Origin of the sequence: Janthinobacterium sp. UMAB-56 (assembly GCF_900095265.1) — a bacterium.
Classification (GTDB): Bacteria; Pseudomonadota; Gammaproteobacteria; order Burkholderiales; family Burkholderiaceae_D; genus Janthinobacterium.
The window spans coordinates 133,293-157,544 of the sequence record NZ_LT607658.1; the positions used below are offsets into that span (position 1 = coordinate 133,293).

The following is a 24,252-nucleotide window of genomic DNA, read 5'->3' on the forward strand; positions in this document are numbered from 1 at the left end:
CGCGACTGACCCACACCATCATGACAACTACGCTCCCGACTACCAAAATGGCCAATGCGATCCGCGCACTGGCAATGGACGCTGTACAAAAGGCCAACTCCGGCCATCCAGGCATGCCGATGGGCATGGCCGAGATCGCAGTTGCCCTGTGGAGTGGTCACTATCGCCACAATCCAGCGAATCCAAAATGGCAGAACCGCGACCGTTTCCTGTTGTCGAACGGCCACGGCTCGATGCTGCACTACGCACTGCTGCACCTGACGGGCTACGAGCTGTCGATGGATGACATCAAGGCCTTCCGCCAGATGCATTCGAAAACCCCGGGCCACCCGGAAGTCGATGTCACGCCAGGCGTGGAAACGACCACCGGCCCGCTGGGCCAGGGTATCGCCAACGCCGTCGGCATGGCGCTGTCGGAGCAATTGCTGGCCGCTGAATTCAACAAGCCTGGCCACGACATCGTCAACCACTACACCTATGCCTTCGTCGGCGACGGTTGCTTGATGGAAGGTATTTCGCACGAAGTGTGCGCGCTGGCTGGTACCCTCGGCTTGAACAAGCTGATCGCCCTGTACGATGACAACGGCATTTCCATCGACGGCAAAGTCGAAGGCTGGTTCACGGACGACACCCCGGCGCGCTTTGAAGCGTACGGCTGGAACGTCATCCGCGCCGTCGACGGCCATGATGTTGCCGCCGTGTCCGCCGCCATCGCCGCCGCCAAGACCGCATCGAAGCCAACCTTGATCTGCTGCAAGACCATCATCGGCAAGGGTTCGCCGAACCTGCAAGGCGGAGACAAGGTCCACGGCGCCGCGCTGGGCGACAAGGAAATCGCCGCCGTGCGCGAATACATCGGCTGGGATGCCGCTCCATTCGAGATGCCGGCCGACGTGTACGCAGCCTGGGATGCCAAGCAACAAGGCGCCCTGCTGGAAGCGGACTGGAACGAGCGTTTTGGCGCCTACAGCCGCGAATTCCCGCAGCAAGCAGCCGAACTGACTCGCCGCATGCAGGGCGAATTGCCAGCCGCGTTTGAAACGGCGCTGTCGGCCGCCATCGCTTCCTGCGTCGAGAAGAAAGAAAACATCGCCACCCGCAAGGCCAGCCAGAACGCCATCCAGGCACTGGCTTCGTCCTTGCCGGAATTCCTCGGCGGTTCGGCCGACCTGACCGGTTCTAACCTGACCAACTGGAAAGAGTGTGTGGCCGTGCGTTCGGGCCAGCCTGGCAACCATATCAATTACGGCGTGCGCGAATTCGGCATGAGCGCCATCATGAACGGCATCACTTTGCACGGCGGTTACATCCCGTTCGGCGCCACGTTCCTGACGTTCTCCGATTACAGCCGCAATGCGCTGCGCATGGCCGCCCTGATGAAACTGCGTTCGATCTTCGTGTTCACCCACGATTCGATCGGCCTGGGCGAAGACGGCCCGACGCACCAATCGGTCGAGCACGTCTCGTCGATGCGCTTGATCCCGAACCTGGACAACTGGCGTCCATGCGACACCGTCGAGTCGGCTGCTGCCTGGGGCGCCGCCGTGCGCCGCAAGGATGGCCCGTCGACCCTGATCTTCTCGCGCCAGAACCTGCCGTACCAGGAGCGTAGCGCTGAACAGATCGAAAACATCTATCGCGGCGGCTATGTGCTGAACGACGTGGCGGATGCGAAGGCGATCCTGATCGCTACCGGTTCCGAAGTGGAACTGGCTGTCGCCGCCGCCAGCGCGCTGGCTGCCGAAGGCATCGCCGTGCGCGTGGTGTCGATGCCGTCGACCGACGTGTATGACCGCCAGGACGCCGCCTACAAGGCCAGCGTGCTGACCAAGGGCGTGCCGCGCGTGGCCATCGAGGCTGGCGTGACCAGCTTCTGGTACAAATACGTGGGCCTGGAAGGCGCCGTGGTCGGTATCGACACGTTTGGCGAATCGGCGCCTGCCGGCGTGCTGTTCAAGCACTTCGGCTTCACGGTCGACAACGTCGTGGCCAAGGTGAAAGCCGTTATCGCTGGCTGAATTGATTTTTAACGTTCCGGGCGAGGTTCTCGCCGGGAGCGTGCATGTACCTTCTTTTTTAATCAGGAGCAGAGTATGACGATCAAAGTTGCAATCAATGGCTACGGCCGCATCGGCCGTAATGTGTTGCGCGCTTTCTATGAAGGCGGCAAGAAACAGGATATCCAGATCGTTGCCATCAACGACCTGGGCGATGCCAAATCGAACGCCCACCTGACGCGCTACGACACCGCGCACGGCAAGTTCCCGGGCACGGTCACTGTCGAAGGCGACAACATGATCGTCAATGGCGATCCGATCCGCGTATTCGCACAGCGCAACCCGGCTGAAATCCCATGGGGCGAGCTGGGCGTGGACGTCGTGCTTGAGTGCACCGGCTTCTTCACGACAAAAGAGAAAGCTTCGGCGCACTTGAAGGGCGGCGCGAAAAAAGTCATCATCTCCGCACCAGGCGGCAAGGACGTCGACGCGACCGTTGTTTTCGGCGTCAACCACTCGGTATTGAAATCGACCGACACCGTCATCTCGAACGCTTCGTGCACCACCAACTGCCTGGCACCGCTGGTCAAGCCACTCAACGACGCTATCGGCATCGAAACGGGCCTGATGACCACCGTGCACGCCTACACCAACGACCAGGTGCTGTCCGACGTGATGCATGAAGACCTGCGTCGTGCCCGTTCGGCCACCATGAGCATGATCCCGACCAAGACGGGTGCTGCCGCCGCCGTGGGTCTGGTGCTGCCTGAGCTCAATGGCAAGCTGGACGGTTTCGCCATCCGCGTGCCGACCATCAACGTATCGCTGGTCGACCTGTCCTTCATCGCCAAGCGCGACACCACCGTGGAAGAAGTCAACGCCCTGATGAAGGCCGCTTCGGAAGGCGCCCTGGAAGGCATCCTGACGTACCAGACCGAACCGCTGGTATCGATCGACTTCAACCACAACCCGGCTTCGTCGAACTTCGATTCGACCCTGACCAAGGTATCGGGCCGTTTGGTGAAAGTCTCGTCGTGGTACGACAATGAGTGGGGTTTCTCGAACCGCATGCTCGACACCACCGTTGCGCTGATGTCGGCCAAGTAATTCATCAAAACGCTGCAGTGAACGCACCCTGAGCGGTGCCGGGCCGCCCTGTCTGACAGGGCGGTTTTTTTTTGCGCGTACATCTTGCGCGCGCATCGATGGTGTTTTTCAGTCCAGGTGGCGTGTTATACATGACTACCTTTAGTTACATTTTTTTTGCCGTGTATGCTGAATAAAATTCCTCGCTCCATTCTGCCGCAGCATCCTGCTGCCGTGCCCCATTCCGCTTGCCTCGCAGACCGCTATTGTCATTCTCAGTTGTAATAAAAACCAATTGTCCTCAGCCTTACATGATTCTGACAAGAACGTAAATGCCAAACTGGAAACTATTTACCCTGTTAAATTTAATTCTAATTTATCGATATTTTCCAAGCTTAATATCGGTAAATTTAATATTTAATATTTAATATTTCGTCAAGTCGTTTTATAGCAACATAAACTAACATTTGTAACAAAATGAAAAAACTTGCATGCATAATAAAGTTTCATGCAGACAACGCATGACCGCGTTTGGGACACGTATTGCCTGCCTGGAATATGTAACGCCGCTGGCTGCCTGAATCTGAGTTGCAATAACAAAACTGACTATATAAAAAAGCACAAAGGGAAGAGTAATGTTCATCAGAGAAAAATCTAGTGTGGTCTTGGTTCGCTTGGCGCTGGGCGTAATTGCCGGTACCAGTTTGTTGACTCAAGTAGCTCATGCGCAGGACGCCAGCATGGGACCTCAGGCGGCGGCGCCGGCGAAGGCTGCAGTCGAGGCCGATGGCAGCCCGGTGCAAAAAGTGTATGTGACCGGCTCGAACGTGCGCCGCATTACGCTGGAATCGGCTTCGCCAGTGCAGATCATCACGCGTGATGAACTCACGCGTGGTGGCGCGACGTCGCTCAATGAAGTGCTGCGCACGATTTCGTCGAACGTCGGCGGTATCGACGAAAACCGCACCAACGGTTTCAGCGCTGGCGCCGCCGGCCTGAACCTGCGCGGTTTCGGCAGCCAGGCAACCCTGACCCTGATCAACGGCCGCCGCCTGGCGCCTTACGCGCAGCCTGAATTCCAGACGACGTTTGTCGACTTGAACTCGATTCCCGTGGGCGCGGTGGAGCGTATTGAAATCCTGAAAGACGGCGCATCGGCCATTTACGGTTCGGAAGCCATGGCCGGCGTGGTCAACATCATCCTGCGCGACAGCTTCGAGGGCCTGGAAGTGGGCGGCTCGCTGGGCCAGTCCAGCCGCAGCGATGGCGAACAGAAGCGTGCCACCATCAGCTTTGGTGCCGGCAGCCTGGTCAAGGACCATTTCAATGCCTACGCTACCCTGGACGTGCGCCAGCGCGATCCGATGTACCTGCGCAAGCGCGATGGCTACCTGAGCACGCAGGATCTGCGCGCATATGGCTACAAGGACCGCCGCTCGCTGTACACCTACCCAGGCAATATCTACTGGACCGACAAGGCTACCAACAAGCTGGTCTCGCGCACACTGGACAACAACTGCCCGGCAGACCGCCTGGTCCCCGCCTCGCCCGTGCTGGCCGTTGGCGCCGTCGGCAATGCTTGCGTATTCGATGACTTCCAGGACAGCTCCATCAATTCCGCTGGCAAGACCGACCGTTTCGGCATCACCAGCCGCCTGACTTGGCAGCCGACCGCTAGTACCACCGTGTTCAGCGAGCTGATGTTCAACCGCAACAAAGCCACCGTCACCGGTCTGCTGCACTGGGTTGCCGGCCAGACTGGCCAAGTGACGCCAGCCTTGCCGATCACGCATCCTCAATATCCGAAAGATCTGATCGGTCCTGACGGCAAAACGCTGGCAGGTGGTAACGGCACCGTGCGCGTGCGCGCTTCGCTGCGCGACTTCCCTGGTCAGGGCCAGGACAACACTACCGACTTCGGTCGCTACCTGGTCGGTGTCAAAGGTGACTTCAAGAACTGGGATTGGGAAACTGCCCTGTTGCGTACGGATAGCCAAGTGACTTCGCGCAATACCAGCGCGATCATGCTGACGCCTTTCGTCAATGCCTACAAGAACGGTACTTTCATCTTTGGCGGCGGTGCAGCCAACCAGGCCTTGTATGACTCGATCACGGCCAGTTCGAAAAACACGTTCAAGTCCAGCCTGACGCAAATTGATGGCAAGATTTCTGGTGAACTGTTCAACTTGCCTGCTGGCGCCGTCGGCCTGGCGGTCGGTACCGAGTTCCGTCGCGAGAGCCTGAGCACGTCGCCCGATCCGCTCGCCGTGGAAGGCGAGTTCTATCACCAGGCGCAATTGCCGCCAGGCTTTTCGAATGACCGCAACATTTCCTCGATCTACGCGGAATCGACGATTCCCCTGCTGAAATCGCTGGAAGCTCAGGTGGCAGTGCGTCACGATCACTACTCCGATTACGGCAATTCGACTACGCCGAAAGTGGGCTTGAAGTGGAGCGTGACGCCAGCGTTCATGGTGCGCGGCACCTATGCTGAAGGCTTCCGTGCACCGACCCTGGTGGAAAACTCCACCGACGTGCGCAATGCCTTTGTCTCGATTCGCGATCCATACCGTTGCAACGCCCAATACACGCTGGGCTGCTCCACTTCCAGCCCGTATCAAAGCGGCGCGAATCCGGAGCTGAAACCGGAAACGGCGAAGAGCTACACCCTGGGCCTGGCCTGGGAACCAAGCTCGTCGTTTCTGGCGACGATCGATCTGTGGCAGATCAAGCGCGTCAACGAAATCAGCACCTATGATCTGGACAAGGTACTGTCCGATCCTGGCCGCTACGCTGGCGACCCGGCCGTTGCCATCACGCGTGATCCGCTGACCGCCGCCGACAAGCTCGCCGGTGCTACCGCCGGTGAAATCACCAACATCAAGATGTTGCTGACCAACGTCGCAGTGACCCAGATCCGTGGCGTGGACTTGAAGTTGACGGGCCGTATCAACATGGGCGAGTACGGCAGCTTGCAGCCAACCCTGAACGTTAGCCACATGCAGTCGTTCAAGAACGCGCCGTCGCCAACCGACGGCCTGATCGAGTACGCTGGCACCCGCGGCACGCCGTCGGTGCAAGCTACCCTGGGCCTGGCGTGGAAGAAAGCGGCCTACGCCTTGTCAGCAGATACGGTCTTCATCAGCAAGATGGCATCGGTTGCTGACCGTACGCAAGATTGCGTACTGGAAACCGAAGGCTTCCCGGAGCTGTGCAAAGGGATTCCATCGTTCACGGTGGTGAACCTGGGCGGCAGCTACAGCGGCTTCAAGAACACCAAGCTGAGCTTTGCTATCCAGAACGCCTTCGACCGCAAACCGCCTTTCCATCCGAACGGCACGGCGAACTACTTCTCGTCGCTGCATAGCGCGATGGGCCGTTATTTCCAAATCACGGCTGATTACAGCTTCAAGTAATCGCGCGTGATGAAAAAGGCGCCGTGGCCGTGAGGTGACGGCGCCTTTTTTTATCCTGGTGGGCAAGCGGCGCATATTTGCCTTAAGGAAATTAATGTCATTGTTTTTATCGAGGAGACTGTCTTGAACCGACGCATCATTCCTGTCGTGCTTAGCACCTTGTTACTCAGCAGCGGCTTGTACAGCGCCAGCGTGCGCGCCGACGAATCCATTCCCATCGCCGAATTCTTCAAGAAGGCGGAATTCAGCGGCCGCCCCATCCTGTCGCCCGATGGGCAAAGCATGGCGGTGTTGACGCCGCGCAATGGCCGCTTTGTGCTAGCGGTCATCAATCTCGATACGCGGGCCTCGACCGTGGTGGCTTCCGATCCGGACTGGAACGTGGCCAATCCCATCTGGGTCAACAACAAGCGCCTGGTGTTCAGCATCAGTAAGGGCAGCGAAGAAGTGTTGGAAAAACAGACTGGTGGTGGTTTGTTTGCCGTCAATAGCGACGGCAGCGGTTTCCGTAAACTGGTCATCAGTGTGAAGGAATCGATGAGCACGGGCATGCCGTACAAGCCCGTGTCCGTGCTGCAGCGCGTTGGTGGCGATAGTAACGACTTGATCGTCGTCAACAATGAACGGGGCCGCGATGCCGACCTGGGCGCCAGCGATGTGTTCCGCCTGGATACGACAAACGGCCGCATGGCCTTGTTGACCTTTAATAATCCGGGCGCCGTCAGTGGCTGGGTGTTGGACCATAATAATGTGATCCGCGTGGCATCGGCCATGACGGTGGAAGACGGCAGCAAGCGCATCGTGCAGACCGTATACCTTCGCGATGACGAGAAGGCGCCGTGGAAAGCGATTTACAAAGCGTATCTGGATGAAGGCAAGGAAATGAATCCGCTGGGATTTGATTTCGATAACAAGACCCTGTTCGTGGCGGGACGTTTCAATGGCCGCGACAAGGCCAGCGTGCATATCTGGAACAGCGCCAACAACACGGCGGGCGAGCTGATCGCCGAGCATGCGGAAGTCGACATCGCGGGCGGCCTGGTCTTTGACGAAGCGCGCAAGAAGGTGGTGGGCGTGGCCGTCAATGGCATGAAGCCGGAAATGTATTACTTTGACGAAGATTATGCGCGCCTGCAGGCTTCGCTTGACGCCAGCCTGCCTGGCGAGCACGTGGAATTCCAGTGGCGCGGCAACCGCGCCGTCGTGGTCTCCACTGGCGTCAACAACGTGGGCAAGCTGTATTACTTCGATACCTTGAAGAAGACGCTGGAGCCGTTGTACAGCGTCAAGCCCTCACTGGACGGCAAGAAGCTTTCCGAGCAGACGGTCATTCACTACAAGGCGCGCGATGGCCTGACCATCCCGGCCTACCTGACCTTGCCGGAAGGCCGCACGCCCAAGGCCCTGCCGTTGGTGGCGTATATCCACGGTGGCCCGCATGCGCGCGACAGCTTTGGCTACGATCCGATCACGCAGATGCTCGCTTCGCGCGGCTTTGCCGTGATGCAGCCGCAATTCCGCATGTCGACCGGCTTGGGCTGGAAACACCATACGGCGGGCTGGAAGCAATGGGGCCTGGCCATGCAGGACGACATAACGGACGGCATCGAGGAACTGGTCAAGCAGGGCGTCGTCGACCGCAACCGCGTCTGCATCATCGGCGCCAGCTACGGCGGCTATGCCACTATGTACGGCCTGGTGAAAAATCCGGACCTGTACAAATGCGGCATCAACTGGGTGGGCGTGACGGATGTGAAAATGTTGTTCACCGTCAACTGGTCGGATGTCTCCGGCCCGGTGATGGACAACATCGGCACGAAAATGCACGGCGATCCGAAGACCGACGACGCGTATTTCCGTAAGGTATCTGCGATCGATCATGCGGACAAGATCAAGGCGCCGGTGCTGATGGCCTATGGCAGCGAAGACCGCCGCGTGCCCCTGATCCATGGCGAGAAAATGCGCGACCAGTTGCTCAAGCAGGGCAATACGGTCGAATGGATGGTGATGACGGGCGAAGGCCATGGCTGGTCCAAGGAAAGCAACAACATCAAGTGGGGTGAAGCCGTGTACAGCTTCATTAACCGCTACATCGGTCCTGCCGCTGGCAACAAGACTGCACAGCAGTAATTCAGCGCAGCATGTAAGGTGATGCCGTTCAGACCTGGTCTGGACGGCATTTTTGCTTCCACAAGCGGCGCCGGTAGAAGCGCCACAGCAGGCGCAAGTCGCGCAGCACGGGCACGCCGGACAGCAGGGTCAATACGCCGGCGAGGATGATGGTGGCGGCGGGAAAGCCGATGTGCTTGAAGGCCAGTGCGCCGCTGACGCCGCCGATGAAGAAGCAGCTGATCAGCAGGCTGTGCGTTCTCAGCTTGCCGCGGTTGACCTTAACTACCCGGTCCGGCAATTCCCTGCGGTTGTAATAGGCCATCTTGCCCAGCTCGATGCCGATATCGGTGGACAAGCCCGTCACGTGCGTGGTGCGGATGACGGCACCCGAAATCTTGGTGATGATGGCGTTTTGCAAACCCATGACAAAGCATAACAGCAAGATGGTGACGGGGCCCAGCAAGTCGGGCATGGCGGCCAGGTAGCTGCCCGCCAGGCCGAACAGCAGCAGCAATGCCGCTTCCAGCATCAGGCTGGCGGCAAACTGGCTGTGCAACCGCCGCCGCTTGCCCCAGTTCACCATGATGGCCGTCACGGCCGCGCCGCTGACGAAGGCCAGCCAGGCGCCCAGCGCGGCCAAGGCCAGCGTGATATTGCCCAATGCCAGGTCATCGGCCATACCTGAAACGATGCCCGTCATGTGCGAGGTATAGCCGCCGATGGCGAGAAAGCCGCCCGCATTCACGGCGCCTGCCACCAGCGCCAGCACGCATCCCAGCTGCAGGTTGGCTTGCGTATCGCGCGCCGATCCGCTCAGGCGGGACAGATAATGGAGCGGCATGCGGCTGCGGTTTCCTCTTGCCGTGGCTTATTTATAGATGCCGGAACCGACAATCATATTGTCGACCCGTTCGATGTAGCCGGATTTTTGCTCGACCACCTTGGTCAGCGGATTGGGCCACTTGAAGTCTACCCAGCCGCGCCCGGCCGGCGTGCTCGCCGTGGCGATCAGCGACTTGACGATGGGCTTGCCTTCATTGTCCTTCAGGTCGATCAGGTTCTTGCCGACCATCTTGGGATTGTTGCCGTGCGCCAGGGTGACGCCATTCATGTCGTACACATAAATGTACAGGTCGCGGTCATGGAAGCTGGTGTTGGCGGGATCGGCAATGGCGGCAAAGGCCTTTTCCTTGCCATCGGCCTTGATCATGGCCACGGCGCGCTTGGTCATGGCGATGGCTTCGTCCGCGCTGCCCTTGGGGGCGGCCCATGCCGCTGCCGGCATGGCGCAAATGATGCAACTGGCAACGAGGGCATGGATGCCCGTTTTTACGCTAGTCTTCATACGCTGTCTCCTGGGATGATAGGCAAACCCGGCGCGGCCTGTTGGCAGGCACTACTCGGAAGTGGAATTGCCTGTACGTATCATACGCCGCCGCCGGCCTTATGCAATCGTTGCGGGAAAGATCGTGTGCCACAGACACATCACATTGTCCGCATGCACGCGCACCCGTTCCGGTTCCACCCGGGCCAGGTCTTGCCCCTGCAGGCGCATCTGGTGCTGGAGCTTGCGCAGTGTGCGGTAGGCGTCGGCGACCAGGGCGGCCAGTTGGGCGTCGATCAGCCCCAGTTCGCCGCACAGGCGCAGCAGGGCGATATTGCCCGAGTTGGCCGTCAGCTGCGGAAATTGCGCCGCATGCTGCAGCACCAGGTATTGCACCATGAATTCGATGTCGATCATGCCGCCCGGGTCCTGTTTCAAATCAAAGCTGCCGGGGCGGGGCGGATGCGCATCGAGCATTTTCTTGCGCATGGCCACCACTTCGCCCTTGAGCGGACCGTTTTCCGGCCTTTCCTTGCGCAAGATGGTGTCTCGGATGCGTTCGAAGTGCTTGCCGATGCTGACGTCGCCGGCGCAGAAGCGCGCGCGCGTGAGCGCCTGGTGTTCCCACACCCAGGCGGCGCTGCCCTGGTAGCGCTCGAAGGCTTGCACGCTGGAGACCAGCATGCCCGAGGCGCCATCGGGGCGCAGGGCGATATCGATGTCGAACAGGATGCCGGCCGAAGTGTGCGAGGTCATCCAGGTAATGAAACGCTGCGCCAGTTTCGCGTACAGGCCGGGTGCTTCCTGGTCGTCGTCGTCGAACAGGAAGATGACGTCCAGGTCCGAGACATAACCCAGTTCCTTGCCGCCCAGTTTGCCATATGCGATGACGGCGAACTTCGGCACTTCGCGGTGGCGTGTGGGCAAGGTTTGCCAGACGGCTGGCACGGTGGCGGCGACGATGATGTCGGCCAGCTGCGACAGGTAGTCGGCCAGCTTTTCCACGCTCAGGTCGCCCGCCAGGTCTTGCGCCAGGCATTGGAACAGCTGCGCGTGGTGTGTTTCGCGCAGGATATCCATCTGCCGCTCCGTGTCGCCGGGCGCGTCGTCGAGCTGGCGTTGCAGGTCCAGCGCCAGTGCGGCAGGGTCCGGCACCGTGTTGCGGATGCGTTCATCGAGCAGTTCATCGAGCAGTATCGGGTGCTGGGTGAGGAAGGTGGCGGCCCAGCCGCTGGCGCACACCATGCGCACGACGCGCTCGAGCGTGTGCGGGTATTCCGTCAGCAGCGACAGATAGGCCGAGCGGCGCGCGATGGCTTCCAAAAAGTCGAGCAGCCGGCCCAGAGTGGCCAGCTGGCTGGCGTTACCGTTGGAAACGGAGCAATCGGTGATCAGGGGCAGGGCGGAATTGACAAGGGCCACCAGGCGCGTGCGGCTTGCCTCGGGCAAGGATTGCAAACGCGGCGCCTGCCACGTGGCCAGCAAACGGCGTGCGCAGGCGACGGGTTCATGGAAACCCAGGGCGGCGAAGCGCGCCTCGATGGCTTCTTGCTGGTCGGAGGCGGCGCAATCGTTCGAGGTTTGCGGGTCGATGCCCGAGTCGGCCGGCGGCGTGCCGCTGCTCTTGTCGCTGAACATTTCGTCGAATTGACCGGCGACAAACACGCGGTGCGCTTCCAGCTGGGCCAGCAGGGCGGGCGTGTCGGGCAAGCCCATCATTTGTGCCACGCTCAGACGGTCGGCGTCATTCGCGGGCAGGGTATGCGTTTGCGCATCGTCCAGGTATTGCAGCCGGTGTTCAAGGTTGCGCAGGAACGTGTAGGAAGCGAGCAGCTGTTCCACGATAGCCGGCTCCAGCAAGCCCTTGTCTGCCACCGTGCGCAAGGTGTCGCGCGTAGAGCGCTCGCGCAGCTCGGCATCGCGCCCGCCGCGTATCAATTGAAATACTTGCGCCAGGAATTCGATTTCACGGATGCCGCCACGGCCCAGCTTGACGTTGTTGCTGCGGTCCGGATGCAAACGCTCCTGGCGGTTGACCTCGGCGCGGATCTGGCCGTGCATGGTGCGGATGGCATCGATGACGCCGAAATCGAGGTAGCGGCGGAAGACGAAGGGACGCACGATGGCGTCGAGCGAGGCGATATCTGCCGGCTTGCCCGTCACGGCGCGCGCTTTGACCCAGGCATAGCGCTCCCATTCGCGCCCTTGCACGATCAGGTATTGCTCTACCATGCTCAGGCTGGCCGCCAGCGGGCCTGAATTGCCGTTCGGGCGTAGCGCCATGTCGACGCGGAAAGTAAAACCGTCTTGCGTGATCTCGGCCAGGGCGGCGATCAGTTTTTTGCCCATGCGAATGAAAAACTCGTGGTTGGACAGGCTGCGCTGGCCCGGCAGGGTTGCTTGCGTGTCGCCATCTTCCGGGTAAACAAAGATCAGGTCGATATCCGACGAGACGTTCAGCTCGCCGCCGCCCTGTTTGCCCATCGCCAACACCATCAACGCCTGTTCCTCGCCCGATTCCTCGCCGACCGGCATGCCGTGCAGGGCCACCATCTCGGCCATGATGGCGTCCACATGCGTGCGGATGGCGAAATCGGCAAAGCCCGTCATGGCTGTCACGACTTCGTTCAAGTCCGCCTGGCCGTCAAGATCGCGTGCGATCAGGCCGCAGACGAGCAGGTTGCGCAGGCGGCGCATGGCCCGCTCGGGCGGCAGCGGCGGCCTGGCGGCGTTCGATTGGTCGGCCAGCGCGGCGGCAAAATCGAGCCCGTCCAGCGGCGCGCGCACCAGTTGCGCCAGTTGCGCGGCGCGCTCGGGGGCGGCGTCCAGCCAGCGCTGGTAGAAACGGGAGGCGGAGATCAAAGGCTGTGTGCTCATGGTGTCGGTAAGTGTCTCGTGGATGCTGCTTGCATGTTCTTGTTTAACTTGGCTGCGAACGGCGGGGGATGCGGTAAAATTGTGCCGCTGGCGCATATGCCGCCAGCAGTGCGTGCTCTTCCGGACGATGGTAAGGGAGGCTATGCTCAGAAGCAAGCGCAAGGATGCAGGTGCGCCCCACGAATGCAGACGATTTTTGCCATTATTTGACGCCGGGCCAGTTTATTAGCTTATTGATGCAAAAACCGCCAGAAGCAAGCGTGACAGAACATGTGCCATTGGCCCTGCGCTGGCAGCGGCTGCGTGCCGCCTATCGCATGGCCAACCTGGCCACCCATCATGTGTTGGGTCTTGCCATCAAACTGGTGCTGCTGGCGTATTTCGCCTTCGCCGTGCTGTTTTTATTCCTGCGCTACGCCATCTTGCCGAATATCGATTATTACAAAGGCGATATCGAGCGGGCGGCCAGCCGCGCGCTGGGCAACCCTGTCAGTATCGCGCGTATTTATGCCTCGTGGCATGGCGTGCGCCCGAATCTCTTCCTCGGCGACGTGAGCCTGCGCGACCAGGCGGGCCGCCAGGCGCTGAGTCTGCCGAGCGTCTCGGCCACCGTGTCATGGTGGAGCGTGCTCGGTTCCGTGCGTTTCACGACCCTGGAAATCACGCGGCCCGACCTGGACGTGCGGCGCAGCAAGGATGGCAAGCTGTATGTGGCGGGCGTCTTGATCGACAGCACGCAAGGCAGCGATGGCAAGGGCGCCGACTGGCTGCTGTCGCAGCATGACATCATCATTCGCGATGGCAAGGTGCGCTGGACGGACGAAGCACGCGGCACACCCGAGCTGGCTTTGTCCCAGGTCAATTTGCTGCTGCGCAACCGCTGGCGCAGCCACCAACTGGGCTTGCAGGCCACGCCGCCGGCCAGCCTGGCCGCGCCCATCGATGTGCGCGCTCACTTCACGCATCCGCCCTTCAGCACGCGCATCTCGGATGTGTCGATGTGGAAGGGCGAGCTGTACGCCGACCTGAAAAATGCCGACCTGGCCGCCTGGCGCCGCTACCTCGATTATCCGTTCGAGCTGAGCCAGGGCAAGGGTGCCCTGCGCGCCTGGCTGAGCCTGGATCACGCCCGCCTCGCCGGTTTCACTGCCGACGTGGGTCTGGCCGATGTGCAGGCGCAACTGGGGCGGCATATCGCCCCGCTCGACCTGCTGTCGGTCAGCGGGCGCATTTCGGCCAAGGAAGAGCTGTCGGCGCAGGTGCCGGACGGCAAGCCAACCTTTGGCGCGAATGGGCATCAGGTGGAGCTGACGAATTTCGCAGTGGAAACGCGCGATGGCCTCAGCCTGCCGCCCACGACCCTATCCGAACGCTTTGTTGCCGCCACCAGGCGCAAGCCGGCGCGCACGGAAATCACGGCCAAGTCGCTCGATTTGCAAACCCTGGCGGCGCTGGCCGACAAGCTGCCGCTGGGCGAGCAGCAGCGCCAGCGCCTCGACGCCCTGGCGCCGCGCGGGCGCTTGCAGGATTTTTCAGCGCAATGGGAAGGCGAGATGGCCACGCCCGCCAGTTACCGTTTGCGCGGCAAGCTCATCGACCTGGGCCTGAATGCGCAGCCGGCGCGCCTGGCAGTGGCGAAGACGGCGAGCGCCCCCGCGCAGGCGGCGGCGCCGGCCATTCCCGGCTTCGAGCACCTGAGCGGCAGCATCGACGCCAACGACAAGGGCGGCAGCATCCATATCGATGCGCAAGACCTGGTGCTGCAATTGCCCACGTACTTGAGCGAACCGGTCATGCCGTTCGAACAATTCGCCATGCAGGCGCGCTGGACGTTTGAAGCCGAGAATATGCTGCAAGTCGAACTGGACAAGCTTGATTTCAATCAGCAAGGCTTGCGCGTCGCCTTGCAAGGCACGCACCGCATGCCGCTCGACGGCAAGAACCTGGGCCAGGTCGATTTGACGGGCACGATAGACAATTTCCAGATTAACAGTATCGGCCGCTATTTGCCGCTGCAAACGCCCGAGCACCTGCGCCACTGGCTGACGGGCGCGCTCGAAGGCGGCGTGGCGCGCGATGTCAGCCTGCGCCTGCGCGGCGAGCTCGAACACTTCCCCTTCAAGGCCGACACGCCAGCCCAGCGGAATGCCGCCCAGCGCAACCGCGGCGACTTCCGCGTGGCCGGCAAGATCGAGAATGGCACCCTGAACTATGCGCCCGGCGAATTTGCGGAAAGCGGCCCGCTGGCCGGCAAGGCGCCCCTGTGGCCGCAGGCGGACAAGATCAATGGCAGTTTCGTGTTTGAACGGGCGCGCATGGAAATTCGCGGCGATACGGCCACCACGGGCGGCGTGGCCTTGACGAATGTCAAAGCCGTGATCCCCGACCTGACCGTGTTCGATACCTTGCTCGACATCGAAGGCAACGCAGCGGGCCCGATGCAGGAATTCCTCAAATACGTGACGGCCAGCCCCGTGCTGGGCTGGATCGAGCATTTCACGGATGAAACGACAGCGACGGGCAACGCCAAGCTGGCATTGAAGCTGCACCTGCCGATCGAGCGCATGCTGGACTCGACCGTGCAGGGCAGCTTGCAGCTGGCGGGCAATGATGTGGTGCTGTTCCACGACATGCCGCCCGTGCTGGGCACGCAGGGCAAGATCGAGTTCAACGAGAAGGGCGTCAACCTGAATGGTTTGAATGGCAACCTGCTGGGCGGGCCACTGGCCATCTCGGGCGGCACGCAGCCGGACAGTTCCATCCAGGTGAAACTCGCCGGCAGCATGAGCATCGATGGCTTGCGCAAGACCTATCCCTCGCCTGTGCTGCAGCGCCTGGCGCAACATTTGAATGGCGGCGCGCGCTATAGCGGCCTGATCACGGCGCGCGACCACCAGGTGGTGGTCAATGTCGAGTCGCCGCTGACGGGCCTGGGCCTGGATTTCCCGGCCCCTCTGAAAAAGCCTGCCAGCGACAGCCTGCCCGTGAAGTTCACTTTGACGGGCAATGCGGCGAACGGGGCCGGCCTGCGCACTGACGATATCCGCATCGCGCTGGGGTCGGGCATCGCTGCGCGCTACCAGCGCCAGAAGCAGGGCAAGGATGCCTGGCGCCTGGTGCGCGGCGGCATCGGCGTGAACGTGCCGGCGCCGGAACCGGACAGCGGCATGATGCTCAACGTGAATATGAAAACGCTGGACGTAGACAGCTGGATCGGCGTCGGCAGCGAGATTGCCGGCAGCACGGCGCCAGCCGAAGCGGGCGGCAACGCCGACGATGCGCCCGATATCGCACAATACGTGGTACCGGACCTGATGGCGGCCCGTGCCAGCGAACTGATGCTGGGTGAGCGCAAGCTGGAAAACGTGGTAGTGGGCGCCACGCATCAAAAGGATGTGTGGCAAGCCAGTATAGACGCGAAACAGGTGTCCGGTTATGTGACCTGGCTGGAAACGCCGTCCGGATTGGGCAAGATGACGGCGCGCCTGTCGTCGCTGATCATTCCGGAGTCGGCCGCCAACGACGTGAAAAATTTGCTGGAAGGCAAAAGCGGCGCCCAATCCATCCCCTCGCTCGATATCATCGCCGAGCAATTTGAACTGTTTAACAAGAAGATAGGCCGGCTGGAGTTGCAAGCCTATAACACCATGGCAGCAGGCGGGCGTGAATGGCGCGTGGGCAAGTTGCAACTGTCGAACGCCGATGGCGCGCTGAGCGGCAATGGCAAATGGGTTATCAAGGATGGGCAAAGCACGACCAGCCTGCGCTTCGGCCTCGATATCGTCGATGCGGGCAAACTGCTCGACCGCTTCGGCTTTGCCGACACGGTGCGTCGCGGCAAGGGCCGCCTGAGCGGCGACATCGCCTGGAATGGCTTGCCGTATTCGCTGGACATTCCCACCCTGTCGGGCCAGATCGAAATGAATGTGGAGTCGGGCCAGTTCCTCAAGCAGGATCCGGGCGCGGCCAAGCTGTTGGGCGTGCTCAGTCTGCAAGCCTTGCCCCGTTTGCTGAAACTCGATTTCCACGACGTATTTTCCGAAGGCCTGGCCTTCGACGGCATCACGGCCAACGCCAGCATCAAGCGCGGCGTGGTGACGACCGACAACCTCAAGATGCATGGCGTGGCGGCCACCGTGCTGATGGATGGCACGGCCGATATCGCCAATGAAACGACGAATCTGCATGTGGTGGTGATCCCCGAGTTTAACCTGGGCACGGGGCCGCTCGTATATGCGCTGGCCGTCAACCCTGTCATTGGCCTGGGAAGTTTTCTGGCGCAATTGTTCCTGCGCGCTCCCGTGATGAAGGCGCTGACTTACCACATGCGTATCGCCGGCCCGTGGAAATCGCCCGTCGTGACCAAGCTCGATGGTGGTAAATTGGAGCCTGTCGCCGTGCCTGCCGCCTCAGCCGGGGAGGCGGTGGCGAAATAGTCGGGGTGTTCGAATGGATGAAAGGTGGCAATGATGCATACAGTGGCAGCAGTACAAATGATTTCTTCGCCATTCGTGGAAGACAACCTGGCCACGGCGCGGCGCCTGGTGGCGCAGGCCGCGGCCGCTGGCGCGCAGCTGGTGGTGTTGCCCGAATACTGGGCCATCATGGGCAAGCAGGAAACGGACAAGCTGGCCCATGCGGAACAGCCCGGCAGCGGACCTATCCAGGATGGCATGGCGCAGATGGCGCGCCAGCATGGCATCTGGCTGATCGGCGGCACCTTGCCCCTGATCTCTGGCGAGGAGGGCAAGGTCCTCAATACGACGCTGGTGTACGACCCGCAAGGCGCGCCGGCCGGCCGCTACGACAAGATCCACCTGTTCGGTTTTACGCGCGGCGCCGAGTCGTACAACGAATCGCGTACCATCGTGCCCGGTGTGCAGGTGCGCGCCATCGAGACGCCGTTCGGTCGGGTCGGCCTGTCCATCTGCTACGACCTGCGCTTTCCCGAACTGTACCGCGCCATGGGCGATTGCGCGCTGATCGTCGTGCCTGCCGCGTTTACCCATACGACGGGCAGCGCCCACTGGGAAGTGCTGCTGCGCGCGCGCGCCATCGAAAACCAGTGCTATGTGCTGGCTTCGGCGCAGGGTGGCCTGCATCCGAACGGCCGGCGCACCTGGGGCCACAGCATGCTGATCGACCCGTGGGGCGAAGTGAAAGCCGTGCTGCCCGAAGGCGAGGGCGTGGTGAGCGGCGAGATCGACCTGGCGTTCCTGGCCGGCGTGCGCGAATCCTTGCCAGCGTTAGCCCACCGCACCATGTAAATGTAAACAATAGATAGCCATGATCCCATTTGAACCCAATTTGTCCAGCCTGGCTGTGGCGCGCGATATCCTGTTGACTCCCTTCGGCCTGGACGAAGACAAGCTGCTCAAAGCCCTGGGCACGATGTTTACGCACAAGGTCGACTATGCCGACCTGTACTTCCAGTCGACCAGGAGCGAAGGCTGGAGCCTGGAAGAGGGCATCGTCAAGACCGGCAGTTTTTCCATCGACCAGGGCGTGGGCGTGCGCGCCGTGTCTGGCGACAAGACGGCTTTTGCATATTCCGACGATATTTCCGAGCGGGCCCTGCTGGAAGCAGCGGCGGCTACGCGCACGATTGCGCGCGCGGGAAGCGGCAAGATCAAGATTGCGGGGCAGACGCTGGCGCAGGGCGGGCGCTCGCTGTACCTGCCCAATGACCCGCTCGCTTCGCTCGATGCGACGGCCAAGGTGCAGTTGCTCGAACGCGTGGAAAAGATGGCGCGCGCGAAAGATCCTCGCGTGGTGCAGGTAATGGCGGGCCTGGCCGGTGAATATGACGTGGTGCTGGTGCTGCGCAGCGATGGCGTGCTGGCGGCCGACATCCGGCCCCTGGTGCGTGTCTCGCTCACCGTGATCGCCGAGCAGAACGGCCGCCGCGAAACGGGCTCGGCCGGTGGCGGCGGGCGTTTCAGCTATGACTATTTCAGCGATGCCGTGCTGGAGCAATACGCGGCCGACGCCGTCAATTCGGCGCTGGTCAACCTGGAGGCGCGCCCCGCGCCGGCCGGCCCCATGACCATCGTGCTGGGGCCGGGTTGGCCCGGCATCCTGTTGCACGAAGCGATCGGCCATGGCCTGGAAGGCGATTTCAACCGCAAGGGTTCGTCCGCGTTTTCCGGGTGCATTGGCGAGCGCGTGGCAGCCAAGGGCGTCACCGTGGTCGACGACGGCACCCTGGCCGGCCGGCGCGGCTCCCTGAATATCGACGACGAAGGCAATCCCACGCAGTGCACGACCCTGATCGAAGATGGCATCCTGAAGGGCTACATTCAGGACACCATGAATGCGCGCCTGATGAAAATGCCCGTGACAGGCAATGCGCGCCGCGAATCGTTCGCCCACCTGCCCATGCCGCGCATGACGAACACCTATATGCTGGGCGGCGACAAGGACCCGGGCGAGATCCTCGCTTCCGTCAAAAACGGTTTGTATGCCGTCAACTTTGGCGGCGGCCAGGTCGATATCACGAACGGCAAGTTTGTCTTCTCGGCCAGCGAAGCGTACATGATCGAAAACGGCAAGCTCAGCTACCCGGTCAAAGGGGCGACCCTGATCGGCAACGGCCCGGACGTACTCAACCGTGTTTCCATGATCGGCAACGACATGCGCCTGGACTCGGGCGTGGGCGTATGCGGCAAGGAGGGGCAAAGCGTGCCCGTGGGCGTGGGGCAGCCGACCTTGCGCCTCGATGGCATCACGGTGGGCGGCACGGCCTGAACCAGGGGGCAAGCGCAAACACCTGCGACTCATATTGTGTGCTTCGATTCCGCACGGAGAAAGCGTCCCGTCCCGCCCGCGTAGTCGAGAGGGGTACGGTGCCTCGCCTGCCACCGTTAAAAGGGCCGCCCTGGCGTGTGCGTCACGGCGGCGACCGCGTTGACAGGCAGCCGATGCGTATCGCTACAGCGCAACTTTTTATGCTTTTTTGCGTATTTTTCAGTGTAAAACGGCGGCGACATGCGGCTTTGCCGACAAATATGCTTGCCAACCCTTGCAATTTAGGTTTATAGTCGTTCATCACTTAGGGATGACTCGCATGTTCGCTCGCCACTTTTTTACCGCTTATTTTTACTTTAGCAATTCCAACCCAAAGGCGGTGGAGTAGCGGTCGGTTCACGTAGCAGCAAAACGAGATCCCAGCAAATTCTAAAAAACCGCCACTGATGGCGGTTTTTTTTTACCCAGATGTTTTACCCATCCTTAAATTTTGGAGAAAATGATGCCCCGCACCGATGATTTGCGCATTCGCGAAATGAAGGAACTGACTCCGCCGTCCCACCTGATCCGCGAATTCGCCTGCTCGGAGCAAGCCGAACAGACCGCCGCCAGCGCCCGTATCGCCTTGCACCGCATCTTGCACGGTCAGGACGACCGCCTGATGGTCGTCATCGGGCCTTGCTCCATCCACGACACCAAGGCGGCGATAGAATATGCGCGCCTGCTGGTCAAGGAGCGCGCGCGTTTCGCCGGTGAACTGGAAATCGTCATGCGCGTGTACTTCGAGAAACCGCGCACCACGGTGGGCTGGAAGGGGCTGATCAACGATCCGTACATGGACAACAGCTTCCGCATCAACGACGGCTTGCGCATGGCGCGCGAACTGTTGCGCGATATCAATGAATTGGGCTTGCCGGCCGGCACCGAGTTCCTCGACGTCATCAGCCCGCAATACATCGCCGACTTGATCAGCTGGGGCGCCATCGGCGCGCGCACCACGGAATCGCAGGTGCACCGCGAGCTGGCTTCGGGACTGTCGTGCCCCGTCGGCTTCAAGAATGGCACGGATGGCAATGTGAAAATCGCCGTGGAAGCCATCAAGGCCGCTTCGCAGCCGCACCATTTCCTCTCCGTCACGAAAGGCGGCCACTCGGCCATCGTCTCGACCAACGGCAACGAAGATTGCCACATCATCCTGCGCGGTGGGAAGACGCCCAACTATGACGCGGCCAGCGTGGACGAAGCGTGCAAGGCCATCGCCGCGCAAGGCCTGGCGGCGCGCCTGATGATCGATGCTTCGCATGCGAACAGCTCGAAAAAACCGGAAAACCAGATTCCCGTGTGCGCCGATATCGCCAGCCAGGTGGCAGGCGGCGATGGCCGCATCGTCGGCGTGATGGTGGAATCGCACCTGGTCGCTGGCCGCCAGGATTTGATCCCGGGCAAGGAATTGATCTATGGCCAATCCGTTACCGATGGCTGCATCGACTGGAGCGCCAGCGTTGCTGTGCTGGAAAACCTGGCAGCGGCCGTCAAGCAGCGCCGCCTGCGGGGCGACGCTGAGTAAAGTGGTGTGTAGCATGCAAAAAAGCCCGGAAAGCTAAGCTTTCCGGGCTTTTTCAGTTTTCAGCTGCAATCAGATGCAATCAGCTTAGAACTTGTAGGAACCGCTCAGATAGAACTGGCGGCCCAGGGCGCTCGAGTACGATGGGTTGTAGCCCACTTGATGCGAACCCGTGTTGCGCAGGGTGAACGGCGGACTGCGATCGAACAGGTTCAGGATGCCGCCCGTGATTTCCACATTCTTCAGTGGACGGTAAGCCGTCTGGAAGTCGAAGGTGGTATAGCTCGGTACTTCCAGCTGGATGCCATAGCATTCGCCAGGGCTGCCGGCCACGATCACGGCGCAATCGTCAACCGTCTGTTCCTTGTCGGTGTAGCCATTGCGATAGCTGGCGCTCAGCGTATGCGTGAACTTGGCCGTCTCATACGTGCTGGTGGCGCGGATGATGTTGCGGAAGCTGACCTTGTCGTTCGAACCGTAACGATTCAGGCTGGTTTCCCATTGATCATCGGTGCCCGGCGTCGTGTAGCGCGAACGCAGCAGGTAGGTACCCATCAGGCGAGTGGTCAGGCGGCCGTCCAGCAACTTCATCTTGTGGGTGAAGTCGTAGTCGATACCGCGGTTTTCCACCTTGCCGATGTTGATAGGCAGCAGTTTGATTGCCAGTACGTCGAGGCCGGTCGAGCTGATGTGCTTGGTGGTGAACAGGTTGGCATACTTGGCTGGATTGTTGAAGATCAAGCTTTCAGACACCGACGTTACCTGGTCGCGGATTTCCACGTTCCACAGGTCGAAGGACATCGACAGGCTATTGATCGGCTCGAATACGGTGCCGATGCTCCACTGTTTCGACGTTTCCGGCTTCAGGTCCGGATTGCCGCCCTGGAAGGCTTCAAACTGCTGGCGTCCCACGCCGCTGCAGTAGCCGGCCAGAGGGTGGCCGCCCATGCCGTTCGCTGCCGTCAATGGGCATTGGTAGTTACCGCCCGTGACGCCCCAGTCTTCCAGTGGACCGGCGATTTCCTGCATGCTGGCGGCACGGAAACCGGTGCCGGCTGCGGCGCGGAACATCAGGTTCTTGGTCGCGGAATACTTGCCGCTGACTTTCCAGGTGGTGGCGTTTTCCTTCTTGCCTACCGTCTTGCCTGTCAGCTTGTCATCGATGGCGCCGATCTGGTCATAACGCAGCGAGCCCGTCATTTCCAGTTTCTTCGAGATCGGCAGCATCAGCTCGGCGTATGCGCCTGCATTGTCGCGTGCGTATTCGCTGTCGACTTGTGCATTGTCAAACAGGATTTGCGCCTGCTTGGCGACGTCTGCCTGTTGCACTTTGTACGAGGTGTTGCGGAAGTCGGCGCCCACGCCCAGCATGGCGGTGCCGCCCGGCAGCGAGAACACGGGACGCGATGCGCGGCCATCGACGCCCTTCATTTCCACTGTTTGCGTGTTGTAGGTGCCGCTGAAGCCGGTACCCATCAGTGCCTGGCGCATGGCGTCCGGCATGGAACCTACAGGGTAGGCGAACGGGTCGATATTACCGGCGTCGATCTGGGCGTTGAACTTGTCGGCCAGAGGGAAGCCGCTCACGTAGTCCTGCGTTTGCTTGTTTTTCGAGTAGGTTACGGCTGTATTGATATCCCAGCCGAATGCACTGCCTTCCACGCCACCGACGAGGTGGGTCGCTTTGGTGCCGTAGTCGTACACCCGGTTGCCCATTTCGGACAGGCGGTATTTGGCGACGCCGCTCACGGCATTGGCCAGTTGCGATGGGCTCAACTGCGAGGCCAGGTACTTGCTGAACAGTGGCGAATTCGGGGAAATGGAGAAATCGGCCGGGTATGGCGCGATACTGGCCTTGATGCTCGCTTCGGTGTATGCGAAGTCATAGAAACCCTGCCATCCAGTCTTGCCCAGCTTGACGGTACCCGAACTGAACAGCGAGTCGCGCTTCGATTCCGGATTGATTTCAATGGTTGACGGCGAGTCGAAATAGCAGTTACCGTCGCCGTAGAAGTCCATATTGCTAGGCGCGCACTTGCCGCCATGGGCCAGTGCATACGGATTGGCGAGGTTGACGCTGTCGACAAACGGTTTGTTGGTTTCTGGGTTGATCACCACATTGCCGTTCGCATCGGTACGGTTGTAGTTGACGCTGGCATTGGCCGGTGCCGAACGCGACGATCCGTTGATGAATTGCAGCGCCTTGCCCGTCTTCGGATCGTTGAAATTGATGATGCCGCTTTTCGCGAAGCTGCGCTGCGATGCTTTCAGCGATTTTTGTTCGTCATGGCTGGCCGACACGAAAATGCTGTAGCCGTCTTCGTCGATGTCGCCGAAGCCCTTGCTGATCGAAATCGAGTTGCTGGCGCCACCTTTTTCTTCAGGACGCGAATACTTGGCATTGATTTCCAGCGGCGATGCGCCTTTTTTCAGGATGAAGTTGACCACGCCGGCGATGGCGTCGGCGCCATACAGGGCCGAGGCGCCATCTGTCAGCACTTCCACGCGCTCAATCGCCGACAGGGGTATCGAGTTCAGGTCGATGGTTGTGCCGGAATTGGATGGCGCAATACGGCGACCGTTCAGCAGCACCAGCGTGTAGGCTGCGCCGATATCGTGGATCGACGCCGTGGTGACGCCGCCGCCGCCGCCGCCCACCGAATCGGCGGCTACGGAGAAGCCCTGCATCGCAGGAATTTGCTGGATGAAATCGGTGACCGTGGTGACGCCGGTTTTCTTGATGTCTTTCTGGTTAAACGACTGCACGGGCAGCGACGCTTCGGAAGCGATGCGCTTGATGCTCGAACCCGTGACTTCCACGCGTTGCATGGTGCCATCTGTTGTTTCTTGCGCATAGGCGGCGTGCATGCTCAGGGCCATGCCGCCTGCAAACATCAGGCGCAGCGACCGCGACATTACATTTTCTATCATCATCTGAAATTCCTTGTTATTGTGATAAAGGCGGCAATTATTTTGAAATAACTTGTTGCTCACCAACAATTTATTTGCCTTTTTGAAAATCCACCAATGAAAATTCTGTAAATTTTCTGGGCCCCCATCAAAACATTCACCATTCAGATTGTCAATTTCGTGCGGACTTTTTGGACGAAATGCAACATTTTCCTGTTT

12 protein-coding genes are annotated in these 24,252 nt (G+C 60.6%); 8 read left to right on the forward strand and 4 right to left on the reverse strand.

The genetic code is table 11. The features are described from left to right. Positions 1 to 20: 20 nt before the first annotated feature. The 4 genes from tkt to K0F85_RS15900 all read left to right on the forward strand — a co-directional run bounded on the left by tkt (position 21) and on the right by K0F85_RS15900 (position 8,629). Complete coding sequence (gene tkt / locus K0F85_RS15885) at positions 21 to 2,018, forward strand: transketolase (RefSeq protein WP_219116948.1); 1,998 nt, start codon at positions 21 to 23, stop codon at positions 2,016 to 2,018. A gap of 75 nt (positions 2,019 to 2,093) precedes the next feature. After that, positions 2,094 to 3,104, forward strand: coding sequence for a type I glyceraldehyde-3-phosphate dehydrogenase (gene gap / locus K0F85_RS15890; protein ID WP_010395244.1), 1,011 nt, complete (start codon positions 2,094 to 2,096; stop codon positions 3,102 to 3,104). Positions 3,105 to 3,823: 719 nt separating this feature from the next. Beyond that, the gene (locus tag K0F85_RS15895) at positions 3,824 to 6,499 is read left to right on the forward strand and encodes a TonB-dependent receptor (protein WP_219116949.1); all 2,676 of its coding nucleotides are present in this window, start codon (positions 3,824 to 3,826) and stop codon (positions 6,497 to 6,499) included. Positions 6,500 to 6,622: 123 nt separating this feature from the next. Next, positions 6,623 to 8,629, forward strand: coding sequence for a S9 family peptidase (locus K0F85_RS15900; protein ID WP_219116950.1), 2,007 nt, complete (start codon positions 6,623 to 6,625; stop codon positions 8,627 to 8,629). A gap of 28 nt (positions 8,630 to 8,657) precedes the next feature. Here the strand turns inward: K0F85_RS15900 and K0F85_RS15905 are convergent, their stop codons facing one another. From K0F85_RS15905 to glnE, 3 genes are all read right to left on the reverse strand, one after another. Further along, positions 8,658 to 9,452, reverse strand: a complete 795-nt coding sequence (locus K0F85_RS15905) for a YoaK family protein (protein WP_219116951.1) — start codon at positions 9,450 to 9,452, stop codon at positions 8,658 to 8,660. Between the two features lie 27 nt (positions 9,453 to 9,479). Then, positions 9,480 to 9,956 (reverse strand): cache domain-containing protein, encoded by a 477-nt coding sequence (locus K0F85_RS15910; RefSeq protein WP_219116952.1) that lies wholly within the window; start codon positions 9,954 to 9,956, stop codon positions 9,480 to 9,482. Positions 9,957 to 10,055: 99 nt separating this feature from the next. Next, positions 10,056 to 12,812, reverse strand: coding sequence for a bifunctional [glutamate--ammonia ligase]-adenylyl-L-tyrosine phosphorylase/[glutamate--ammonia-ligase] adenylyltransferase (glnE, locus tag K0F85_RS15915; RefSeq protein WP_374198715.1), 2,757 nt, complete (start codon positions 12,810 to 12,812; stop codon positions 10,056 to 10,058). A gap of 260 nt (positions 12,813 to 13,072) precedes the next feature. On the opposite strand from glnE, the gene K0F85_RS15920 reads away from it, so the two are divergent. The 4 genes from K0F85_RS15920 (at position 13,073) to aroG (ending at position 21,126) form a co-directional block, all read left to right on the forward strand. Next, positions 13,073 to 17,248, forward strand: coding sequence for a YhdP family protein (locus K0F85_RS15920; RefSeq protein ID WP_306985013.1), 4,176 nt, complete (start codon positions 13,073 to 13,075; stop codon positions 17,246 to 17,248). A gap of 30 nt (positions 17,249 to 17,278) precedes the next feature. Further along, complete coding sequence (locus tag K0F85_RS15925; protein ID WP_219116955.1) at positions 17,279 to 18,079, forward strand: carbon-nitrogen hydrolase family protein; 801 nt, start codon at positions 17,279 to 17,281, stop codon at positions 18,077 to 18,079. A 19-nt stretch (positions 18,080 to 18,098) separates the two neighbouring features. Continuing rightward, positions 18,099 to 19,559: a metalloprotease TldD gene (gene tldD, locus K0F85_RS15930; RefSeq protein ID WP_219116956.1), complete on the forward strand. Its 1,461-nt coding sequence runs from the start codon at positions 18,099 to 18,101 to the stop codon at positions 19,557 to 19,559. Positions 19,560 to 20,061: 502 nt separating this feature from the next. Beyond that, positions 20,062 to 21,126 (forward strand): 3-deoxy-7-phosphoheptulonate synthase AroG, encoded by a 1,065-nt coding sequence (gene aroG / locus K0F85_RS15935; RefSeq protein WP_306985094.1) that lies wholly within the window; start codon positions 20,062 to 20,064, stop codon positions 21,124 to 21,126. 84 nt (positions 21,127 to 21,210) lie between these two features. On the opposite strand, the gene K0F85_RS15940 is transcribed toward aroG, so the two are convergent. After that, the gene (locus K0F85_RS15940; RefSeq protein WP_219116958.1) at positions 21,211 to 24,039 is read right to left on the reverse strand and encodes a TonB-dependent receptor; all 2,829 of its coding nucleotides are present in this window, start codon (positions 24,037 to 24,039) and stop codon (positions 21,211 to 21,213) included. Positions 24,040 to 24,252: the final 213 nt, after the last annotated feature.

Bases quoted from the DNA above. Each gene is read 5' to 3' on its own strand.
- glnE (WP_374198715.1), bottom strand. From the start codon at position 12,812: ATGAGCACACAGCCTTTGATCTCCGCCTCCCGTTTCTACCAGCGCTGG.
- K0F85_RS15940 (WP_219116958.1), bottom strand. From the start codon at position 24,039: ATGTCGCGGTCGCTGCGCCTGATGTTTGCAGGCGGCATGGCCCTGAGC.
- K0F85_RS15905 (WP_219116951.1), bottom strand. From the start codon at position 9,452: ATGCCGCTCCATTATCTGTCCCGCCTGAGCGGATCGGCGCGCGATACG.
- K0F85_RS15910 (WP_219116952.1), bottom strand. From the start codon at position 9,956: ATGAAGACTAGCGTAAAAACGGGCATCCATGCCCTCGTTGCCAGTTGC.
- K0F85_RS15895 (WP_219116949.1), top strand. From the start codon at position 3,824: ATGGGACCTCAGGCGGCGGCGCCGGCGAAGGCTGCAGTCGAGGCCGAT.
- tldD (WP_219116956.1), top strand. From the start codon at position 18,099: ATGATCCCATTTGAACCCAATTTGTCCAGCCTGGCTGTGGCGCGCGAT.
- gap (WP_010395244.1), top strand. From the start codon at position 2,094: ATGACGATCAAAGTTGCAATCAATGGCTACGGCCGCATCGGCCGTAAT.
- K0F85_RS15925 (WP_219116955.1), top strand. From the start codon at position 17,279: ATGATGCATACAGTGGCAGCAGTACAAATGATTTCTTCGCCATTCGTG.
- aroG (WP_306985094.1), top strand. From the start codon at position 20,062: ATGCCCCGCACCGATGATTTGCGCATTCGCGAAATGAAGGAACTGACT.
- tkt (WP_219116948.1), top strand. From the start codon at position 21: ATGACAACTACGCTCCCGACTACCAAAATGGCCAATGCGATCCGCGCA.